The 15,438-nt window shown below is 64.3% G+C and carries 16 protein-coding genes; 12 read left to right on the top strand and 4 right to left on the bottom strand.

Annotated elements, in window-relative coordinates:
- Positions 1–34 precede the first annotated feature (34 nt).
- Positions 35–682: a cysteine hydrolase family protein gene (locus tag NKH16_RS13510; protein ID WP_023679515.1), complete on the bottom strand. Its 648-nt coding sequence runs from the start codon at positions 680–682 to the stop codon at positions 35–37.
- A gap of 127 nt (positions 683–809) precedes the next feature.
- Here NKH16_RS13510 and NKH16_RS13505 point away from each other — a divergent pair, with 127 nt between their 5' ends.
- The 3 genes from NKH16_RS13505 to NKH16_RS13495 all read left to right on the top strand — a co-directional run bounded on the left by NKH16_RS13505 (position 810) and on the right by NKH16_RS13495 (position 2,972).
- Positions 810–1,799: a helix-turn-helix domain-containing protein gene (locus NKH16_RS13505; RefSeq protein WP_254819147.1), complete on the top strand. Its 990-nt coding sequence runs from the start codon at positions 810–812 to the stop codon at positions 1,797–1,799.
- 187 nt (positions 1,800–1,986) lie between these two features.
- On the top strand, positions 1,987–2,466 hold the full coding sequence (gene parS / locus NKH16_RS13500) for a type II RES/Xre toxin-antitoxin system antitoxin (RefSeq protein ID WP_352638288.1): 480 nt from the start codon (positions 1,987–1,989) through the stop codon (positions 2,464–2,466).
- Positions 2,463–2,972: an RES family NAD+ phosphorylase gene (locus tag NKH16_RS13495; protein WP_352450543.1), complete on the top strand. Its 510-nt coding sequence runs from the start codon at positions 2,463–2,465 to the stop codon at positions 2,970–2,972. Before parS ends, NKH16_RS13495 begins: the two co-directional genes overlap by 4 nt.
- 58 nt (positions 2,973–3,030) lie before the next feature.
- Here NKH16_RS13495 and NKH16_RS13490 read toward each other — a convergent pair whose 3' ends face one another.
- Positions 3,031–3,588: a sugar O-acetyltransferase gene (locus NKH16_RS13490; protein WP_352450544.1), complete on the bottom strand. Its 558-nt coding sequence runs from the start codon at positions 3,586–3,588 to the stop codon at positions 3,031–3,033.
- A 148-nt stretch (positions 3,589–3,736) separates the two neighbouring features.
- Between NKH16_RS13490 and NKH16_RS13485 the strand changes: the two genes are divergently transcribed.
- From NKH16_RS13485 to NKH16_RS13475, 3 genes are all read left to right on the top strand, one after another.
- Positions 3,737–4,198, top strand: a complete 462-nt coding sequence (locus NKH16_RS13485) for a DUF4126 domain-containing protein (protein ID WP_352450545.1) — start codon at positions 3,737–3,739, stop codon at positions 4,196–4,198.
- The gene (locus NKH16_RS13480) at positions 4,195–5,571 is read left to right on the top strand and encodes an FAD-containing oxidoreductase (protein WP_352743322.1); all 1,377 of its coding nucleotides are present in this window, start codon (positions 4,195–4,197) and stop codon (positions 5,569–5,571) included. Before NKH16_RS13485 ends, NKH16_RS13480 begins: the two co-directional genes overlap by 4 nt.
- Positions 5,572–5,672: 101 nt before the next feature.
- Positions 5,673–6,722 (top strand): M14 family metallopeptidase, encoded by a 1,050-nt coding sequence (locus NKH16_RS13475; protein ID WP_352743323.1) that lies wholly within the window; start codon positions 5,673–5,675, stop codon positions 6,720–6,722.
- 14 nt (positions 6,723–6,736) lie between these two features.
- On the opposite strand, the gene NKH16_RS13470 is transcribed toward NKH16_RS13475, so the two are convergent.
- Positions 6,737–7,507, bottom strand: coding sequence for an isocitrate lyase/PEP mutase family protein (locus NKH16_RS13470; protein WP_352456438.1), 771 nt, complete (start codon positions 7,505–7,507; stop codon positions 6,737–6,739).
- 320 nt (positions 7,508–7,827) lie between these two features.
- Here NKH16_RS13470 and NKH16_RS13465 point away from each other — a divergent pair, with 320 nt between their 5' ends.
- Complete coding sequence (locus tag NKH16_RS13465; protein ID WP_352450549.1) at positions 7,828–10,017, top strand: anthranilate synthase; 2,190 nt, start codon at positions 7,828–7,830, stop codon at positions 10,015–10,017.
- Positions 10,018–10,049: 32 nt separating this feature from the next.
- A complete protein-coding gene (locus NKH16_RS13460; RefSeq protein ID WP_502895031.1) occupies positions 10,050–10,979 on the top strand; it encodes a cation diffusion facilitator family transporter in 930 nt (309 codons plus the stop codon).
- A gap of 88 nt (positions 10,980–11,067) precedes the next feature.
- Here NKH16_RS13460 and NKH16_RS13455 read toward each other — a convergent pair whose 3' ends face one another.
- Positions 11,068–12,156: a hypothetical protein gene (locus NKH16_RS13455; protein ID WP_352899839.1), complete on the bottom strand. Its 1,089-nt coding sequence runs from the start codon at positions 12,154–12,156 to the stop codon at positions 11,068–11,070.
- 101 nt (positions 12,157–12,257) lie between these two features.
- Here NKH16_RS13455 and NKH16_RS13450 point away from each other — a divergent pair, with 101 nt between their 5' ends.
- The 4 genes from NKH16_RS13450 to NKH16_RS13435 all read left to right on the top strand — a co-directional run bounded on the left by NKH16_RS13450 (position 12,258) and on the right by NKH16_RS13435 (position 15,396).
- Positions 12,258–12,710, top strand: a complete 453-nt coding sequence (locus NKH16_RS13450; RefSeq protein WP_352450551.1) for a DsrE family protein — start codon at positions 12,258–12,260, stop codon at positions 12,708–12,710.
- A gap of 171 nt (positions 12,711–12,881) precedes the next feature.
- Entirely contained in the window at positions 12,882–13,679 is a 798-nt protein-coding gene (locus NKH16_RS13445; RefSeq protein WP_352450552.1) for an SDR family NAD(P)-dependent oxidoreductase, read from the top strand.
- A 49-nt stretch (positions 13,680–13,728) separates the two neighbouring features.
- Positions 13,729–14,037, top strand: a complete 309-nt coding sequence (locus NKH16_RS13440) for a putative quinol monooxygenase (RefSeq protein WP_352450553.1) — start codon at positions 13,729–13,731, stop codon at positions 14,035–14,037.
- 270 nt (positions 14,038–14,307) lie between these two features.
- Positions 14,308–15,396, top strand: a complete 1,089-nt coding sequence (locus tag NKH16_RS13435) for an AbrB family transcriptional regulator (RefSeq protein ID WP_352899835.1) — start codon at positions 14,308–14,310, stop codon at positions 15,394–15,396.
- The last annotated feature ends 42 nt before the right edge of the window (positions 15,397–15,438 follow it).

Here is a 15,438-nt window from a genome sequence, read left to right as displayed (position 1 = left end):
CTGCGGCGTCCTTCTGCCTGTTCGCAACAGTCTCCTACGCCGCGCTTCGCGCCAGCGCGCGCTGGTTGGAGGCATAGGGTGTGTCGTGCTGGGGAACCACGCCGGTCTTCAGGCAATCGATCCACTCGGCGGTTTTGAGAACGGCCGCGAAGCGCGACTGCAATACGATCGTCACGACGCGATGGATTTCCTCCCCCGAAGCGTAGCCGGCGCTGTTGGCGTACGGCAACGACCCCGTTGCGTCCGACAGGAACTCGACCTCAAAACCCATATGCACGGCGTGGATGACCGTCGACAGGTCGCAATTATGCGTCATGTAGCCGATGACTGTGATCGTATCGATAGAGTTGGCGCGCAGCCACTCCTCGAGGTCCGTGCCGGTGAAGGCGCTGGGCAAGTTCTTTTCGATGTAATGGTCGCGGTTTCGCCTGGCGATTTCCGGGTGCAACTCGGCGCCATGGCTGCCCTTGGCGAAGACCGGTGAGGTTTCCGGCGCCAACTGTTTGATGACCACCACCTTGACGCCTGCCTCGGTGGCCGCATCCATCGCACGCGCCACATTGACGACGCTGTCGCGGAAGGGCGGATGCTGGATGGCGAGGTTGCCGCCGTCATAGTCGTTTTGAACATCGATGACGATGAGGGCGCGGCGTGGAGCTTTGCCTTTGGCTGGTTGCGACATGGGGTTTTCCTTTCCCGTTGGACATTGATGGGTGGACGATAAGCTCGGCACCGGATTGCAAAAAGTGTCCCGATTGACATTATTCGAAAGAATTGGGACAATCGCCTCACCCGTTGCTGGAGCTCCCATGACCGATCCTGCCGTTGCCGCCATCGCCTTCGATGGCATCAGCCCGTTTCATCTCTCCGTGCCGTGTCTCGTGTTCGGCGCGGATCGCACGGAGCTCGGCCTGCCGCGCTTCGACTTCCGGGTCTGCGCGATTGAGGACGGGCCGATCCGCACCGATGCCGGGCTGACCATCAGCGTCCCGCACGGGCTTTCCGCGCTCGATGACGCCGACATCGTCATCGTGCCAAGCTGGAAAGATCTCGGGAGCTCGCCTCCAGCGGCATTGATCGACGCGTTGCTTGGCGCGCACGAGCGCGGCGCGCTGATCGTCGGACTGTGCTTGGGAACGTTCGCTGTTGCGGCGACCGGACTGCTTTCGGGGCGGCGAGCGGCGACGCACTGGGCCTACGCGGATCAGCTGCAGGAACTCTATCCCGACATTCTCGTCGAACCGGAAGTGCTCTACATCGACAATGGCGATGTCGTGACATCCGCCGGCGTCGCCGCCGGGCTCGACTGCTGCCTGCACGTCGTACGGGCTCGTTACGGCGCGGAGGCGGCACTTCGCCTTGCCCGGCAGATTGTGCTTTCTCCGCACAGGCAGGGCGGGCAGGCGCAATTCATCGAACGTCCCATCGCCAGGACCGGCAATGCGGACCGCTTCACCCAAGCTCTCGAAGCGGTGCGCAAAACCCTGGGTGAGCCGCACAGTCTGGACAGCGTTGCCGGTCACGCCGGCCTCACCCGCCGGACGTTCACGCGCCGTTTCCAGAAAACGATCGGCACCAGTTTCGGCGACTGGCTGACCGACCAGCGCGTCCAGCTGGCGCAACGGCTGCTGGAAGCAACGGAAAAATCGATGGACACGGTTGCCTTCGAGGCCGGCTTCGGCAGCGCTACCTCGCTGCGCCAGCATTTCGCAGCGCGCCTCAGAACCTCGCCGGCGCAGTACCGGCGCGAATTCTCGAAGAGTGCTCAGGAGGAGCGCGTGGCGCACATGCCGAGGTGAAATTCGGCTCGCGCTCGATTCCAGGGCAATCGCTTCAGTGCCGACGTTGGACTGCCATCTGGCCCGAGTAGGCTATCTTTTCTCTCGAAGCGATTGCCCTGCTCTCGATCCTGTCGTGGTTGAAAGGCTCTGCGTCATCTGTCATATATTAAAGCGACAGATGACGCGAAGAGGGCTCGCCGTGGCGATGGCATTGGAAAAGGCTGCGCCAGCAGCAAAAAACAATGAACTTCAGAAGGTGGCGAAATTGCTAGGCGGCAGCCGCATTCTGGCAAGGCGCCTCAGCAGCGCTTTGGATGCCCACGAGTTGCTTCTGCACGGCCTGCCGGCTTCAGCGCTGGACCATCTTATCGGGCAACTCGTCTTCATCCAGAAGACCGATTCGCTGGAGAAGGCCGTCGGCATGAGCCTGCGCACCTACCAGCGCCGCAAGGATGCTCCGTCCAAGCCTCTCAGTCAGGACCAGAGCGGACGAACCTGGAAGTTCGCGGAGATCCTGTCGAAAGCTACCGACGTGTTCGGTTCGCAGGCGGAGGCAGAGCAATGGCTGGAGCGCCCGGCGATTGGGCTCGACCAGCGTCGTCCAATCGACCTTCTGGCGACGCCGGCGGGGATCGAGCTTGTAGAAGACTATCTGGAACGGCTTGAATATGGCGTTTATGCATGACGCCGCTGCCGGCGGCGCTTGGTGGCTCCGACCTCATCGGATGGCGCCTCGATCAAGCCGCGTTTGCGCCTACATGGGATAGTGGCGAGGGCGCATACAGGGTGGGCGGACGCTGGAACAGCAAGGGCGTGCGCGCCGTCTACTGCTCGATCGATCCGTCGACTGCGATCCTCGAGGTTGCGGTCCATAAGGGCTTCAGGGCGCTCGACACGATTGCGCATGTCATGACGGCAGCAATCGTCAGCGATGTCGCGGATGTGCATATCGTCGACCCCGCCGCCGTGCCCAACCCCAAGTGGTTGCGCCCGGGCATTCCGAGCTCCTGGCAACAGGCGTTTGGCGACGATCTTCTGCAACGGCACCGGTTCGTTGTGATTCCGAGCGCCGTATCGCAGCATAGCTGGAACCTGATCTTCGACGCGAGCCTCGCCAGAGGGGCATACGCCATGAAGACCCAGGAGGCGTTTGCCCTCGACACACGGTTGCATCCACCTCCAGCCAAGTGACATAGCCGCCCCCATGTCCATCAGAACGAGGACGTGACCGGCAACAGAAGCACGGTGCTCAGTTGTTGCTGATTACCCGTGCCGGATTGCCGACCACCGTGGTGTTCGCCGCGACGTCGCGCGTCACCACAGCACCGGCGCCGACGATGGCGCCATCGCCGATCCTGACTCCGCCGAGGATGACGGCACTGCCGCCGATCCAGGCATTGTCGCCGATCTCGACCGGCTTGGCGATCTCCAGCCCTGCCCGTCGCCCGGCAGCCTCCTTGTGGTGCTCGGCGCAATAGATCTGCACATTCGGGCCGAGCAGCGTTCCCTTACCGATGCGCACTGGCGCCGTGTCGAGAATGATGCAGCCGGCATTGAGAAAAACGCGGTCGCCGAGAAAGATGTTGAAGCCATAAGCGCAGTGGAACTGCGCCTCGATCCGGGCGCCCTCGCCCGCAGCGCCGAGCAGCGTCCGCAATCCAGGCCCGATGTCGCGACGCTGCCGGGGCGGCAGGCTGTTGTGCTCGAACACCGCGTCTCGCGCCGTGATGCGCAACGCCTCCAGTTCCGGATCGAGGCAGCAATACCACTCGCCCGCCGCCATTTTCATGCGTTCGCTTTCGGCCATGGCCGCAACTCCAGTCTCAATCTTTGCCAAAGCACAAGTGCTGCAAATGCGGAAGCGCCGGCGGCGACACCACCTCTGGTCAAATACCGGACCTATGGTAGCTTGCTCTCTCGGACCTGTCCCAAGCCGGCCATCGAGGGGATCAATCATGCTGTACATTTTTGCACTCCTGATTGGCATCGTTGCCGGGCTTCGCGCGATGACCGCGCCCGCCGCCGTCGCCTGGGGCGCCTGGCTTGGCTGGTTGCCGGTCGCGGACACCTGGGCCAGCTTCATGGGCCACTGGATCGCCGTCGGCATCTTCACCATCCTGGCCATCGCCGAACTGGTCACCGACCAGCTGCCCTCGGCGCCGAGCCGCAAGGTGCCGCAGCAATTCGGCACGCGTATCGTCTTGGGCGCTTTCACCGGCGCGGTGATCGGCGCCACCGGCGGCGCCACCATCGGCGGCCTGATCGCCGGCGCCATCGGCGCGGTGATCGGCACGCTGGGCGGCGCCGAGGCGCGTAAACGCCTGGCCGCCGCCTTCGGCAAGGACCCGCCGGCCGCCTTCATCGAGGACGCGGTGGCGATCGTCGGCGGGCTTCTGATCGCGGCGGCGGCGGCATGACGGCAAAGACATTCGACGCCATCATCGTCGGTGCCGGGCAGGCCGGCCCACCGCTCGCCGGCCGGCTGAATGCGGCCGGCATGAGCGTGGCGCTGATCGAGCGAAAGCTGGTCGGCGGCACTTGCGTCAACACCGGCTGCACGCCGACCAAAACGATGGTGGCAAGCGCCTATGCCGCGCATCTCGCCCGCTCGGCCGCGGATTACGGGGTGACGCTGTCCGGTCCCGTCGGCGTAAACTACAAGGCGATCAAGGCGCGCAAGGACAAGGTCTCCAACGGCGCCCGCGGCAATCTCGAAGACTGGATTGCCGGCATGGACAAATGCACGCTCTATCGCGGCCATGCGCGCTTCGTAAGCGCCAACACGGTGCGCGTCGGCGACGATCTGCTGAGCGCCGAAAAGATATTCCTCAACACCGGCGGGCGCGCCTCGGTGCCCGACCTGCCTGGCATCGACGGCATTTCTTACCTGACCAATTCCTCGATGATGGATCTCGACGTGCTGCCGCGCCATCTCATCGTTGTCGGCGGCAGCTATGTCTCGCTCGAATTCGCGCAGATGTTCCGCCGCTTCGGTTCCGAAGTCACGGTCATCGAAAAAAGCCCGCGCCTGATCGGTCGCGAGGACGAGGATGTCTCGGACGCCATTTTGTCGATCCTCGAAAACGAAGCCATTGCCGTCCATCTCGGCGCCGACGACATCCGCTTCGCCAGGCGAGGCAACGAAATCGCCGTGACCTTCTCGCCAGGCAAGGCGGCTGCGGTCGGCTCGCATGTGCTGCTGGCGCTCGGCCGCACGCCAAACACCGACGATCTCGGCCTCGACAAAGCCGGCGTCGAGGTCGACAAACGCGGCTTCATCGTCGTCGACGACCAGTTGCGCACCAGCGTGCCCGGCATCTGGGCGATGGGCGACTGCAACGGCAAGGGCGCCTTCACCCACACCTCGTACAACGATTACGAGATCGTCGCCGCCAACCTGCTCGACAACGATCCGCGCAAGGTCAGCGACCGCATCGAGGCCTATGCGCTCTATATCGACCCACCGCTCGGCCGCTGCGGCATGACCGAAGCCGCGGTAAGGAAATCCGGCCGCCGCGCCTTGGTCGGCCAGCGGCCAATGACCCGCGTCAGCCGTGCCGTCGAAAAAGGTGAGACGCAAGGCTTCATGAAGATCCTGGTCGATGCCGACACCAAGGAGATCCTCGGCTGTTCGGTGCTCGGCCCGGGCGGCGACGAGGCGGTGCACTGCGTGCTCGACCTGATGTATGCCAAGGCGCCGGTCAGCACGCTGGCGCGCGCCGTGCACATCCACCCGAACGTCTCGGAGCTTCTGCCGACCATCGCCCAGGAACTCAAGCCGCTGGTGTGACGGCCGGGTAGAATCGTGCGCCCATAGCGGCAGCGACTGGACCAATCGACAGCCCAGCGGCAAAAGGGCATGTGTTCCGCCTCTTCTCCCGGAGCCATCCCATGCAGAAGTCCATCGAACGCGTCGCCGGCGACAGCGAAGGCGTTTCCTACGAATTCCCCGTCTTCCGCTTCGCCGGAACGGACAAGACGGCGCCTTCCGCCTATCTGCAGGCGGCACTTCATGCCGGCGAATTGCCGGGCGTCGTCGCCATCGACACGCTGATGCCGATGCTCAGCAAGGCGGAAGCCGAAGGCCGCATCACCGGCAATATGACCATCGTGCCCTGGGCTAATCCGATCGGCCGCGCGCAATATCTTTACGGCGACCATCAGGGCCGCTTTCATCTGGGCACGCGCACCAATTTCAATCGCGGCTTTCCGCGGCTCGCCGCGCCCGACCTCACGCTGCTGCCGGCGCACGGCACGGTCGACCAGCGGCTGAAAACGCGGCTGCTGCAGCTCTCCATTGGCCACGACATCGTGCTCGACCTGCATTGCGACGATGAGGGCCTCGCCTATCTTTACGTCCACACCAGCCTGTGGCCGGCCATGGCGGATTGTGCAGCGGCCATGGGCGTCGACGCGGTGATGCTGTGGGACGAAGACCCCGACGGCACCTTCGAAGGCGCCTCGATCATGCCGTATCAGAACGTTCCCGCCGACGTCGCGTGCCTCGACCGGCGCGTCGCCACCACGGTCGAATATCGCGGCATACTCGATGTCGACGGCGCCCTCGCCGGCGCCGATGCCGAAGGGCTCTACCGGCTGCTGGTGGCGCGCGACGTCATCCAGGATCAGGCGCTGCCCGCGCCTGGCAGCTTCGTTGGGCTCGTCGCGCCGCTCGAAAACATCGAGATGATGCCGGCGCCCCGCTCGGGCGCGATCCTGTACGACGTGAAGCCGGGCGACCGCGTCACCAAGGGTGCGCGCCTTGCCACCATCGTCCACGCGCCCGGCGAGCCCGACGGCCGCACGGAAGTGTTGGCGCCGCAGGCGGGCCTCATCCTGACGCGGCGTTCCCGCCGCATCATCCGCGCCGGCGAAGACCTCGTGAAGCTGGTCGGCGACGGGACGAGCGCCGATGCAAGGTCGGGAACGCTGGAGGACTGACGCACCCCGCCAGGTTATCCCGAAATCGCCTGTCGCGCCTTGGCCTCCAGCCATTCGGCCATCTGCCGGTACGGCACCGGACCATGGCTCACGCGGGCGACGCCGAGTTCGGCAAGCCTCTGGCGCGGCGGCACATGCGCCAGGGCAATGATGTTGACCGGCAATGCCGTTGCCTCGCAGAGCGCCTCGATCAGGCCTTCATCGGCAAGCCCCGGCGCAAAGAAGCCATGCGCTCCGGCCCTTTCGTAGGCGTGCGCCCGCTCGATCGCCTGATCGAGAAGAGCCTTGTCGTGCGCATTCGGTTTAGTCTTCAGGAAAATGTCGGTTCGGGTGTTAATGAAGGCCGGAATACCCGACGTCTTCACCGCCGCTGCAGCCGCTTCGATCCGCCTCACCTGTATGGCGATGTCGTGCAGCCCACTGCCGCCGACGATCTGATCCTCGAAATTAAAGCCGACGGCTCCAGCCTGCACGGCGAGCGTCACGCTGCGGGCGACAACCTCCGGAGCGACCCCGTAACCCCCCTCGAGGTCCATGGTTACCGGCACATCCACCGCCGCAACGATGCGTTTGATGTTTTCGAGCGCCAGTTCCAACGGGATTTTCTCGCCATCGGCGAATCCGAAAGCGGCCGCGACCGGCCAGCTTCCGGTGGCGATGGCCTTGGCCCCTGCTTTCTCGATGATCTTGGCGGAGCCTGGGTCCCAGGCATTGTAGAGGACAATCGGGTTTCCCTTGACATGGAGAGAATGGAACGTCCGTGCGCGGTCGAACTGCTGGGTCATTTGATGTTTTCCCGTCTTCCTGCTGTTTGATGCAGAGTCTAGGCAGGACGGCCGGTCTTGGCCATGTGCCATGGGTTGCGAAAGCGGCAGCCACCCCACAGACTTTCAAACCTGTTGCGCATACCGCTTTTCGCGGCTATGGATTTCGCCATGAATATGCGTTCGATCAAGACCGTTTGGTGGTGGGCTCGCTGACAGCGGCCTGTTCGAACGCGTTCGCGTGACAATCGAGGGTGGCCGCAGCGGAATGTCCGGGCGGCCATTTGTTTTTTCAAGCCATTCCCGGGTCCGTTGCCCCAAAGACGCTGATGGAGACGGCAATGACGACGAAAATTCTGGAGAATGGCGCCGAGCGCTTCGTCACGGCGGGTGGCGTGGCGATTACCCGCCAGCGCCATGACCGGCCTTACGAGGGGGCGATCGACGGCTATGTCGATGGCCTGAATTCGCGCCGCGGCGCCGTGTTTTCCTCGAATTACGAATATCCCGGCCGCTATACGCGCTGGGACACCGCCATCATCGATCCGCCGGTGGTGATCTCGGCACGCGGCCGCGCCATGCGCATCGAGGCGCTGAACCGCCGCGGCGACGTGCTTTTGCCGGTGATCGGCGCGGTGCTTGCCGGCCTTGACGATGTCACGATCGCCGAGACGTCCAACAAACTCATCCGCCTCGAGGTCGCCAAGCCCGATCGTATCTTCACTGAAGAGGAACGCAGCCGCGTTCCCTCCGTCTTCACCGTGCTGCGCGCCATCACGGCTTTGTTCAAGACCGAGGAAGACGCCAATCTCGGCCTCTATGGCGCCTTCGGCTACGACCTCGCCTTCCAGTTCGATCCGGTCGACTACAAGCTCGAGCGCAAGCCAAGCCAGCGCGATCTCGTGCTGTTCCTGCCCGACGAGATCCTCGTCGTCGACCACTATTCGACCAAGGCCTGGACCGACCGCTACGACTATTCCGGCGATGGCTTCTCGACCGAAGGCCTGCCGCGCGACGAAATCGTCGAGCCGTTCAGGACCGCCGACCGCATCCCGCCGCGCGGCGACCACGAGCCCGGCGAATATGCCAAGCTGGTGCGCAAGGCGATGAAGAGCTTCGAGCGCGGCGACCTGTTCGAAGTGGTGCCGGGGCAGATGTTCTACGAACGCTGCGAAACCCAGCCCTCCGAGATTTCCCGCAAGCTGAAGAGCATCAACCCTTCGCCCTATTCCTTCTTCATCAATCTCGGCGAGGGCGAATATCTGATCGGCGCCTCGCCGGAAATGTTCGTGCGCGTCAACGGCCGCCGCGTCGAGACCTGCCCGATCTCCGGTACCATCAAGCGCGGTGACGACGCCATCTCCGACAGCGAGCAGATCCTGAAGCTGCTCAATTCGAAGAAGGACGAATCCGAACTCACCATGTGCTCGGACGTCGACCGCAACGACAAGTCGAGGGTCTGTGAGCCGGGCTCGGTGCGCGTCATCGGCCGCCGCCAGATCGAAATGTACTCCCGCCTGATCCACACCGTCGACCACATCGAGGGGCGGCTGCGCGAAGGCATGGACGCCTTCGACGCCTTTCTGTCGCATGCCTGGGCGGTCACCGTCACCGGCGCGCCGAAATTATGGGCCATGCGCTTCATCGAGCAGAACGAGAAGAGCCCGCGCGCCTGGTATGGCGGGGCGATCGGCATGGTCAATTTCAACGGTGACATGAACACCGGCCTGACGCTTCGCACCATTCGCATCAAGGACGGCATCGCCGAGGTGCGCGCCGGCGCCACGCTGCTCTTCGACAGCATTCCCGAGGAAGAAGAAGCCGAAACCGAACTGAAGGCATCCGCCATGCTCTCCGCCATCCGCGACGCCAAATCAGGCAATGCCGCCAGCACCGAACGCAGCACCGCGCGTGTCGGCGACGGCGTCAACATCCTGCTGGTCGACCACGAGGACAGTTTCGTCCATACGCTCGCCAACTATTTCCGCCAGACCGGCGCCAATGTCTCGACGGTGCGCACACCAGTGCCGGATGAGATCTTCGACCGGCTGAAGCCAAACCTGGTCGTGCTCTCGCCCGGCCCCGGCACGCCGAAGGACTTCGACTGCGCCGCCACCATCAAGCGGGCCCGTGCGCGCGACCTGCCGATCTTCGGCGTCTGCCTCGGGCTGCAGGCGCTGGCCGAGGCCTATGGCGGCGAGCTGCGCCAACTGCACATCCCGATGCATGGCAAGCCGTCGCGCATCCGCGTGTCGAAGCCGGGCATCATCTTCTCCGGCCTGCCCAAGGAGGTGACGGTCGGCCGCTATCATTCGATCTTTGCAGATCCGGTGCGGCTGCCCGATGGTTTTGTCGTCACCGCCGAGACCGAGGACGGCATCATCATGGCCTTCGAGCACCGCAAGGAGCCGATCGCCGCAGTGCAGTTCCACCCGGAGTCGATCATGACGCTCGGCCACAATGCCGGCATGCGCATCATCGAGAACATCGTCGCGCACCTGCCGCGCAAGGCCAAGGAAAAGGCCGCTTAATTCGAGGGCTCAGTGTTGGGATCTTTTCCCCAGTGACCGCGGCGGAAATCAAAGCCGCCGCCAGGCAGAAGGTCGCCAGCCTCGCCTTCTGGTCGATCGTCGTCGCCTGCGTCGTGCTCGGCCTGAAGCTGGTGGCCTGGTACGTCACCGGTTCGGTCGCGCTTTATTCGGACGCGCTGGAATCGATCGTCAACGTCATTGCCTCTGCCGCCGCCTATTGGGCGATCCAGGTCAGCTACAAGCCAGCCGACCAGGACCATCCGTTCGGCCACCACAAGGCCGAGTATTTCTCGGCCGTCCTCGAAGGCGTGCTGATCGTGCTTGCCGCCTTGCTGATCCTCAATGAGGTCTGGTGGTCCTGGCAGCATCCCGCCCTGCTGGAACAGCCATGGACCGGCCTTGCCGTCAATGGCGTCGCAACGGTCATCAACGCTGTCTGGGCCTTGACGCTGATCCGCACCGGCCGAAGCGAAAAATCGCCGGCTCTCGTTGCCGACGGCAGGCACATCATGACCGACGTGGCGACCTCGGTCGGTGTGTTCATCGGCCTGGTCGGCGCCGTGCTGACCGGCTGGCAGGTTCTCGATCCGGCTCTTGCCGTGATCGTGGCGCTGAACATCCTGTGGCAGGGCTGGCACGTCATCGGCTCCTCGATGAACGGGCTGATGGACCGCGCCGTCGACACCCAGGAACATATCCGCATACGCGACATCATCTCGGCCAATTGCAAGGGCGCGCTCGAGGTCCACGACCTGAAGACGCGCATCGCCGGCCGCGCCACCTTCATCGAGTTCCACCTGGTCGTCGACGCCGACATGTCTGTCGGCGCCAGCCACGTCATCTGCGACCGCATCGAAGACGCGCTGCAGGCCGAAATCCCTTCCGTGCGGGTCATCATCCATGTCGAGCCCGACGACGAGGCGAAACTGCCCAAGGGCACGACGGCCGTGCCGTTCGCGTGAAGCGATAGCGGGACGCCGCCATCCAAAAACCTTGAGGTCGGCGGGACAGCACCCCCCTCTGTCCCGCCGGCATCGCGTCTCTGAACTGCTACAGCCCGCAGGCAGCCTGCGGCATCGGCTCCAGCCGGTAGACCTTGTCGTCGGAGCTGGTGTCACCTTCCGCCGCTTTCGAGCACAGATCGATGATCGGCAGGCCGCTGTTCGGGTTGGCCAGCATCATCGTGCCGTTGGCGCCGCGGCGAAGGAAGACCTCCCTTTGCGCGATGTCACAGGACGCAGCACCCGTCTTCGCGCTCGCCGCGCAGCGCCACTGGTCGCCCTCGCCCTGACAATTATAGACCTGCGTGACCTTGGCCGATTTCTGCCGCGTGGTAACCGAAACGGCGATATCGGCGCCGCTTGGCCAATTGGCCGGATCGCCCTCCTTGGCGAAAGACGCCAGCTCGACCGGTCCGCGGAACACCCTGATCGACTGGGTCAGTTGGCCGGGATGCGAGCCGAGATGCTCGGCGTCGTAGTCGCGTCCGTAGCAGAAGGCCTGGTCCGGCTTCAGCCGCTCGCGCAATGGCGGGCCAAGTGCCGGATCGATCGGGTCGATGCGCGCGAACTCCGCCTTGCAGGTGGCGGCCGGCATCGGATCGAGCCTGAAGCCGTTGTCGTCCTTGCCCAGCGCCTGCCTTTCGTACTCCGCCTTGCCGAGCTCGTCTTCCGATCCGGCGTCGAGATAGAGGTCGGGCTGCACGTCCGAGACGATCAGCCGGCCTTTGTCGTCGACCTTCAGCGAAGCCATGGTGCGGTCGCAGTCCATACCGCACCGGATCGGGCCGGTCTTGCCGTCCTCCGACTCATGACTGCACCAGCCGCCAAGCCATTCAGGCGCCTCGGCGCCGCGCACCGTCGTCGCCATGAAGCCATTGTAGGAGGAATCGATGCCGGCGCTTGGCTCCTCGTTTGGCCGGCTGACCGGATCGCGGCCGTAATAGAAGAAGATGCGCGTCACCTTCTGCTGCGGATGCGACTTGAGATGCGCGGCGTCATAGACGCGGCCGAAGCAGGCGTCCTTGCCGTCGGGGCTGAGCTCGGTGAGTTTGAGCGTGTCGTCGGCGAAAGCAGAGCCGGCGACGGCGGCGAGCAAGGCAACCCCAACTCCGGCGCCCATCACGGTCCTTGATATCATGCTGGCTCCCCCTGCCCCGACAAGACGTGGCTTCAATTTATGTTAGGATCGAGGCCGAGGCCACGCAAATTGCGCGCGCCGGCCAAATGGGAGATGAAGCCATGCGACGCCGCGATATTTTCCGCGTCGGTCTTGCCGGAGCCGCCGGGCTTTTCGGGCTGCGCCCCACCAAGGCGGCAGCCATTGAAGTCAAGGCCGTCGAAGAGGAAAGGCAAAAGGTCGCCTATCACCTCAGCGATCTCGACAAGGTCAATTTCGTGCTCGGCAACATCAAGAACCACTTCGAAGGCACCGACGGCAAAGTCGACATCGCGCTTGTCGTGCACGGCCCGGCACTTGCCGCCTTCAAGTCGAAGGGTATATCGGCCGCCATTTCCGGGCGGTTCGCCGGCCTTGTCCAGGATGGGCTCAGCCCGCACGCTTGCGCCAACACCATGCACGGCATGGATATCGGCCTGGCCGACCTGCTCGACGGCTTCCATGCAGCCGACAGGGGCGGCGTCGTCAAGCTCGCCGAATTGCAACGCCAGGGCTACGCCTATCTCAGGCCATAGGGCAATTCCAGGAAAAGTGTGAAACGGTTTGCCGTCCGGAATTGCGTCAAGACAAAGAGGGAGCGGTTCGCCGTTTCCGTGAAACGGTGAACCGCCCTAAACTTTTACGGACTTGAACGCGAGGACTGCGAGGGCCTACGAAGAGCAGGCAGAGTCCCCGGAGGAATAGACGTGCCAGCCACCACCACCCTTGTCAGCCCCTCTCTCGTCATCCCCGACCTTGCCGGAAAGGCGGTCCTGGTCACCGGCGCCTCGACCGGCATCGGCGCGGCGCTCGCACTCGCCTACGCCGCGCAGAAATGCCGCGTCGCACTGCATTACAATTCGAGCCGCGCGGCTGCCGAAAACCTGGCCGCGACCATTCGCAACGGCGGCGGCGACGTGTTCCTCGCCCAGGGCGATTTCTCGATTCCCGCCGATGTCGAGCGCGTCGTCGAGGACAGTGCGCAACATTTCGGCCGGCTCGACGGCCTCGTCAACAATGCCGGCGGCATGCTCGGCCGCGTGGCCTATGCCGAGCAGACCGAGGCGCATTACGACGCGGTGATGGACCTCAACGCGCGTTCCGTGCTGACAGCTTCGCGCAAGGCAATCCCATGGCTGAAGCGGCAGGGTGGCTTCATCGTCAACACCTCCTCGATCGCCGCGCGCAACGGCGCCGGCGGCGGCGCCGGCCTGTACGGCTCGGCCAAGGCCTTCGTCTCCAACGTCACGCGCGGCATGGCCAAGGAGCTGATCGGTTTCAACATCCGCGTCAACGCGGTGGCGCCCGGCACGATCGCGACACCTTTCCACGAGCGCTACTCGACCGACGACCAGATGAAGGGCATGATCGCCACCATCCCGCAGGGCCGCGCCGGCACCGCCGAGGACTGCGTTGGCGCCTATCTGTTCCTCTCCTCCGATCTGTTGAGCGGCTACATCACCGGCCAGGTGATCGAGGTGAATGGCGGGCAGTTGATGCCGTAGACGGCGAACTGCATACTCCTGGTTGCGTCATCTCAACGGAGCAAAGCGAATGTACGGACTGATCGGCAAGATGCGGGCGATGCGCGGCCAGCGTGACGCAATGATGGATATCCTGCTCGCCAGCACCGGCGCCATGCCCGGCTGCCTGAACTACATCATCGCCACCGACCCGGCCGATGCCGACGCGATCTGGGTGACCGAAGTGTGGACCGACGCCGAAAGCCACAAGGCTTCGCTGCAGCTGCCCGAAGTCCAGGCGGCAATCGCCAAGGCACGGCCGATCATCGCCGGCTTCGAGTTCCAGGTGGAGACGCATCCTGTTGGCGGGTTCGGGTTGCCGGCGGTGAAGGCGGGATAGAGGGAGAGGCCTATGGGACAGCGCCCCCCTCTGGCCTGCCGGCCATCTCCCCCTCAAGTGGGGAGATTGGCAGCTTCGCCGACAGCGCTCTTTTTTGGAGATTGGCGAAGGCCGACGTGACATCCAATCTCCCCACTAGAGGGGGAGATGTCCGGCAGGACAGAGGGGGGCGCGAAGGATCGCTGCGGATGGTTGGTGCCATTACCACCCAAGCCCTTTTCCGCGCAAAAAGGGTTCGCATTTTTTCGCCACCGGTCTAAGAGCCCATCTATGGATTCTTCCCCGAACCCGCCGGCCATCGAGCATCTGGCGCGGATCCACAGGGCCTGGCAGTGGCCGGTCATGGTGGTGGTCTCGGTGCTGTTTGCCGGCGCGCTGGAACTCGCCGCCCTGCCCGCCGCGCTCTTGATCGGACCGATGCTGGCGGCCATCGCTGCCGGCACCAACGGCGCCACGGTGCGCGTGCCGCGGGTTCTGTTCGGCTCAGCCCAGGCGGTCGTCGGCTGCCTCGTCGCCAGTTCCATCTCGGCCGATATCTTTCCCGTCTTCTACAAGGAATGGCCGCTGTTCCTTGGCGTCGTGATGGCGACGGTCGCGGCATCCAGCCTGCTCGGCTGGCTGATCAGCCGCTGGCGCATCCTGCCCGGCACCACCGCGGTCTGGGGCTCGTCGCCGGGCGCCGCTACCGCCATGGTGCTGATGGCCGGTGCCTTCGGCGCCGACCAGCGCCTCGTCGCCTTCATGCTTTATCTGCGCGTCATCTGCGTCTCGATGACGGCAGCCCTAGTGGCCAAGCTTTGGGTCGACACCTCAGGCATCGAGGTGCCGGCCATCGTCTGGTTCCCGCCGGTCGACCCGCAAGGCTTGGCCGCAACATTCGGCGTGGCGCTGGTCGGCGGCCTCGCCGGAAAGCTTTTCCGGCTGCCGTCGCCGTTTTTCCTCGGCACCTTCATTTTCGGCACCGTGATCCATCTCGGGCTCGGCGTGACCATGCAGTTGCCACCCTGGCTGCTTGCCTTGAGCTATACGATGATCGGCTGGAGCATCGGCCTGAATTTCACCAGGGCCATTTTGCGCCACGCGGCCCGCGCGCTGCCGCAGATCGTCGGCTCGATCATTGCCCTGATCGTCTTTTGCGGCGGCCTCGCCTTCCTGATCAGCCGCCTGCTCGGCATCGATCCGCTGACCGCCTATCTGGCAACCAGCCCCGGCGGCATGGACAGCGTCGCCATCATCGCCGCCGCCGCGCAGCATGTCGACATCTCCTTCGTCATGGCGCTGCAATCGGCACGCTTCCTGATCGTGCTTCTGGTCGGCCCAAGCGTGGCGCGGCTGGTGGCGAGAAGCCTCAAACCATAGCAGCTTGCCTCTCCCTGATTGGCAGCTGGTTTTCCTGAAACC

The sequence above is a fragment of the Mesorhizobium sp. M1307 genome, from assembly GCF_040318155.1.
GTDB lineage: Bacteria > Pseudomonadota > Alphaproteobacteria > Rhizobiales > Rhizobiaceae > Mesorhizobium.
This window is presented reverse-complemented; position numbering and strand designations above follow the sequence as displayed.

Bases quoted from the DNA above. Each gene is read 5' to 3' on its own strand.
- parS (WP_352638288.1), top strand. From the start codon at position 1,987: ATGGCATTGGAAAAGGCTGCGCCAGCAGCAAAAAACAATGAACTTCAG.
- NKH16_RS13455 (WP_352899839.1), bottom strand. From the start codon at position 12,156: ATGATATCAAGGACCGTGATGGGCGCCGGAGTTGGGGTTGCCTTGCTC.
- NKH16_RS13450 (WP_352450551.1), top strand. From the start codon at position 12,258: ATGCGACGCCGCGATATTTTCCGCGTCGGTCTTGCCGGAGCCGCCGGG.
- NKH16_RS13440 (WP_352450553.1), top strand. From the start codon at position 13,729: ATGTACGGACTGATCGGCAAGATGCGGGCGATGCGCGGCCAGCGTGAC.
- NKH16_RS13470 (WP_352456438.1), bottom strand. From the start codon at position 7,507: ATGACCCAGCAGTTCGACCGCGCACGGACGTTCCATTCTCTCCATGTC.
- NKH16_RS13465 (WP_352450549.1), top strand. From the start codon at position 7,828: ATGACGACGAAAATTCTGGAGAATGGCGCCGAGCGCTTCGTCACGGCG.
- NKH16_RS13480 (WP_352743322.1), top strand. From the start codon at position 4,195: ATGACGGCAAAGACATTCGACGCCATCATCGTCGGTGCCGGGCAGGCC.
- NKH16_RS13485 (WP_352450545.1), top strand. From the start codon at position 3,737: ATGCTGTACATTTTTGCACTCCTGATTGGCATCGTTGCCGGGCTTCGC.
- NKH16_RS13510 (WP_023679515.1), bottom strand. From the start codon at position 682: ATGTCGCAACCAGCCAAAGGCAAAGCTCCACGCCGCGCCCTCATCGTC.
- NKH16_RS13505 (WP_254819147.1), top strand. From the start codon at position 810: ATGACCGATCCTGCCGTTGCCGCCATCGCCTTCGATGGCATCAGCCCG.
- NKH16_RS13435 (WP_352899835.1), top strand. From the start codon at position 14,308: ATGGATTCTTCCCCGAACCCGCCGGCCATCGAGCATCTGGCGCGGATC.
- NKH16_RS13495 (WP_352450543.1), top strand. From the start codon at position 2,463: ATGACGCCGCTGCCGGCGGCGCTTGGTGGCTCCGACCTCATCGGATGG.
- NKH16_RS13475 (WP_352743323.1), top strand. From the start codon at position 5,673: ATGCAGAAGTCCATCGAACGCGTCGCCGGCGACAGCGAAGGCGTTTCC.
- NKH16_RS13490 (WP_352450544.1), bottom strand. From the start codon at position 3,588: ATGGCCGAAAGCGAACGCATGAAAATGGCGGCGGGCGAGTGGTATTGC.